This window comes from Rhodoblastus sp., assembly GCF_052145335.1.
Classification (GTDB): Bacteria; Pseudomonadota; Alphaproteobacteria; order Rhizobiales; family Beijerinckiaceae; genus Rhodoblastus.
In genome coordinates this window covers 1-3,778 of the sequence record NZ_JBKQOU010000078.1, presented here as the reverse complement: position 1 = coordinate 3,778, position 3,778 = coordinate 1, and the positions used below count along the sequence as shown (strand labels likewise).

Annotated in this window: 4 protein-coding genes and 1 pseudogene; 1 reads left to right on the top strand and 4 read right to left on the bottom strand. The window is 62.7% G+C overall.

What is annotated here, in order from left to right; genetic code table 11:
* A pseudogene (locus ACLP2E_RS05705) lies at nucleotides 1-960 on the top strand (hypothetical protein); the annotation flags it as partial.
* 172 nt (nucleotides 961-1,132) lie between these two features.
* Here ACLP2E_RS05705 and ACLP2E_RS05700 read toward each other — a convergent pair.
* The 4 genes from ACLP2E_RS05700 to ACLP2E_RS05685 form a co-directional block, all read right to left on the bottom strand.
* Complete coding sequence (locus ACLP2E_RS05700; protein ID WP_442465387.1) at nucleotides 1,133-1,774, bottom strand: hypothetical protein; 642 nt, start codon at nucleotides 1,772-1,774, stop codon at nucleotides 1,133-1,135.
* Nucleotides 1,771-2,571, bottom strand: a complete 801-nt coding sequence (locus ACLP2E_RS05695) for an OmpA family protein (RefSeq protein WP_442461640.1) — start codon at nucleotides 2,569-2,571, stop codon at nucleotides 1,771-1,773. The genes ACLP2E_RS05700 and ACLP2E_RS05695 overlap by 4 nt, the downstream gene beginning before the upstream one ends.
* A 29-nt stretch (nucleotides 2,572-2,600) precedes the next feature.
* On the bottom strand, nucleotides 2,601-3,362 hold the full coding sequence (locus ACLP2E_RS05690) for an MBL fold metallo-hydrolase (protein ID WP_442465386.1): 762 nt from the start codon (nucleotides 3,360-3,362) through the stop codon (nucleotides 2,601-2,603).
* Between the two features lie 33 nt (nucleotides 3,363-3,395).
* On the bottom strand, nucleotides 3,396-3,778 hold a 383-nt coding region (locus ACLP2E_RS05685), incomplete at its 5' end, for a roadblock/LC7 domain-containing protein (RefSeq protein ID WP_442465385.1).

Below are 3,778 nucleotides of genomic sequence, written 5' to 3'. Positions count from 1 at the left end.
GGTGTGCTCTGGACGCCGGGCTATTGGGGATTTTCAAACGGCATTTATGTCTTCAACGCCGGCTATTGGGGACCGCATGTCGGCTTTTACGGCGGCGTCGCCTATGGCTTCGGCTATGGCGGTTCAGGCTACTTGGGCGGCCGGTGGAACAATGGCGCCTTCTTCTATAACCAGAACGTCAATAATTTCGGCTCCCATAATGTCGTGAATGTCTATAACGAGCCCGTGCCTCCAGGAGCCGTGACCCCCGGCCACGCCAGCTTCAACGGCGGCGCAGGTGGAACGACCGCCAGGCCGACGCCCGAGGAAGCAGCGGCGGCGAACGAACCGCATGAAAAGCCCACTTCAGCGCAGCTGCAAAACCGCCGCGCGGCGAGTACGAACGAGGCCTCTTTCGCTTCGACAAATCATGGCCTGCCAGCGGTCGCCGCCACCCCCCGTCCTGGCGCCCTGACCGATCCCGCCGTCGTTCGGTCCCGGCCCGCTGGCGAAGCCGTAACGCCCAAAGGCGCCACCGTCACCCCGACCGCGCCTCAGCCGCAACAAATGCCGCCCAAGGCGGAGCACGAATTGCCGCAGCCCCAACATGCGTTGCCCCAGCCGCAGCGCGAAGCGCCGCAGCCTCAGCACGCCTTGCCCCAGCCGCAGCACGAGGCGCCGCAGTCGCAGCACGCCTTGCCCCAGCCGCAGCACGAGGCGCCGCAGCCACAGCACGCCTTGCCCCAGCCCCAGCACGCATCGCCGCAACCGCAGCACGCATCACCCCAGCCCCAGCACGCATCGCCGCAACCGCAGCACGAGGCGCCCAAACCGCATGCCGTCGAGCCGCCCAAACCGCAGGCAGCCGCACCCGCCAAACCTGCCCAGGAGCCCAAACCGCAGGTCCATGCTCCGCCTCAGGGCAAGCCGCCCGGCGAACATCCGCGTTGCGGCGCCCCAGGCGAGCCTCCTTGCCACTAACCTAATTCGGTATTGTAAAACGGGTCCCGGACGGCATCGGCTGTCCGGGGCGCAATTGGCCAAGGTCCCGCCGAGTTTACCGACGGCGGCTCAGCTTAAGAGATTCTCGCCGGGATCGATGTTTTTTGCGCCGACGTTTTCCTATTCCGCCTTACCCGCGGCTGTTTCCACTTCAGCCTTTTGCCGCCAGCATGCCCGAAACTTTTGCCAGGGCCGGATCGAGGGTGGCCAGCGTCAGATTGGAGCCGCTGGAGACAGCGGCAAGCGAAATGCGCTGATCCTGCACTTCGAAGATGCGGTAGAGCGTCGTCTGACCAGCCGTGTCGCGCGCGAGGATCGATGTCGGCGCTGGATGATTGTTCGAGCCGATGCGCTCCGCCATCAGAAGGACGAAGGAGGAATTCACCGCGATGCGGTCGAGACCCTGGGCCGCGCTATTTCCCGCCAGCGGCAAGCCCTCGGAATCGCTCAAGGCGACCGTCGAGAAGCCGCCGGCTTCGGCGATCTTGTCGAGCAGAAGGGTCAGGTCGCGCGCACCCTCGCCGGTCTTGAGACTCGACAGATCGACGACGAGTCGTTCGCGGTCGACCAGCGGCGCCAGAGCCTGCTCGATCGTCGTTCGTAGGCCCTGCTCCTGCAAATCGACCTTGCGCGCCATTTCGCGCTGCGCGAGTCGCAGCGCCTGTTTCTGCTGCTGAATCACCTCGCGCATTTGTTCGCGCGCATGGTAGCCGCGACGCACGCCAATGAGATAGCCGGCCGTCAAAAGCAGAACGGCGGCGGCGAGAGCGACGGTTATGGAAAGAAGAGTCATGGGTCTTGCGCCGGCGCGCCGTCTTCACGGCAGGCATCGACGCCCTCGATCTGGAGAATAACCTGGCGATTGGTCGTCGCCTTGGCCGTCAGGCGGGTCGGCGGTCGCGTTCCCGCGGCGCGCGACGCCAGTCGCGCTTCGGGCGCCCCCGAATGAACCAGCCATGTCACCACATTTTGCGCCCGCGTAAAGCTCAGCAATACGTTGTATGATTCAGCCCCGCTGGAATCGGCATGGCCCTCCACCGACAAGATCGCGTCCTTGTGCGTCGTCAACCATTCAAGCAAGCGTGTGATCGCGGGGTCCGAGCCGGCGGCCTTGAGTTTGGCGCTGTTGCGTTCGAAGGGGATCGAGACAACCGGCAGACAAATTGGCGTCGGCGGCGCCGCGATGGACGCAGGCGGGTTCGCGACGGAGGACGCACTTTCGCTGGTAGGCTCCGTCGCCGGCGCCGGCACTGTTTCGCTAGGCGCGGCGACAGAGGGACTTGCGGCGGGCGTTTCGACCGGCGGCGGCGCCTCGACTGCAACAGGATTCGGCGGCGGAGGCTTGACCTCGGCGCTGGCTTCGGTGGCCGGGACGGAAGTGGTCGCGGGTTCGGGATGCGGCAGCCCTTCTTCGAGCGTCGCTGAAACCTCTCTCGGCTTGTTTTCCCACGCGTCGAAAACCCGGGCGCTGGCGGTCAGCGCCAGCAAGACGCCAAGTGCGGCGAAGGCCACCGCCGGCCAGAGCGGCGCGTCTTCGCCGGCCAGACGGAATTGCCGGTCTTCACTGTCATCATGGAATTGGATCGCCATGCTCGCTGTTTTGGGGAACGCCGACAAGATCAGGCTTCGGGGATTTTGAAGATCGGCGTGATCAGATCGACGCCACATTCGAGATTGGCGCACCAGTCGATGAATTTCTTCACCATTTCCTTGCCGCGAAAGAACGCGCCATGCTGCGGCGCGATCATTTCAATATCGAGAGTGCGCACCATGTCGGCCCAGGCGCGCATGACGCGACGCGAGCACATATAACGACGATGGAATCCTTCCATATAACGAAGATGCGCGTCGAAATCGGAGACCTCTCTGTAAGTCTGGCCGATTGACGCGCCCAGATCTCCCGAATAGAGAATTTTCGACGTCGGGTCATAAAGCTGGAAATTGCCCTCCGAATGCAGGAAATGCGCCGGCAAGGCATACAGCTTGGCTCCATTTAAATCGAAAATCTGTCCCTCGTCGGGAATGCCGTGCAAGCGGTCGGCGACCAGACGGTCGAGCCCGAAATGAGGCACAAAACGCACCCACAGGGCCGACACGTAAGCCTCCGCGTCTGTGGTCATCAGCCATCCGTTCAGCGCGGCGACAATGTCGGGATCCTGATGGGACAGAAAGATCTGGCGCAGCTTGGCGCGCCCGAGGACGGCGAAGGTTTCCGCCAGAACCTTGCTATAGATCTTGTGGCCGCCCGGATCGAGTATCATTCCGGCGTCGCGATGAACGATCACATGCTGGTTGGTTTGCACCGCCAGACCGCCGCCGTCGAAATCCTCGAGCAGGATATTTCTGTGGGCGCCATTGTTGAACAATTCGATATTAGCCATCAAGCGCTCCGGATGAATTCAATGACGATATTCCTAGAGCACTTTCCTGAGGCTGCGGATTGCCTCGTGCATATCGAAGAAGATCAATCCGAGCTTGGCCGTTTCGTTAGCCAAGGCCAATAACAGGGCGCCGCGACCCGCGTCGATCATGACGGCATAACCGCGTTCGCCGCGAATGATCACTTCCTTGACCTCGCCGCGCGCCAGTTCGACGGCGGCGCGTGTGCCGAGATTGAGCAAGGTCGCGGTCATGCCGGCGACGCGCGTCTCGTCGAGTTCCGGCGTCAAAGCGCTGGCGATCATCAATCCGTCTTCCGAAATCAGCGCGCTGGCTTCGAGACCGGGAGAATCGCTTTGCAGCTTGCGCAAAATCTTGTTCAGCTCATCAAGTCTCGACATTTTTTCCTCCTTGACGC

Coding starts and splice junctions, on each gene's coding strand:
- ACLP2E_RS05690 (WP_442465386.1), bottom strand. CDS start 3,362: ATGGCTAATATCGAATTGTTCAACAATGGCGCCCACAGAAATATCCTG.
- ACLP2E_RS05700 (WP_442465387.1), bottom strand. CDS start 1,774: ATGACTCTTCTTTCCATAACCGTCGCTCTCGCCGCCGCCGTTCTGCTT.
- ACLP2E_RS05695 (WP_442461640.1), bottom strand. CDS start 2,571: ATGGCGATCCAATTCCATGATGACAGTGAAGACCGGCAATTCCGTCTG.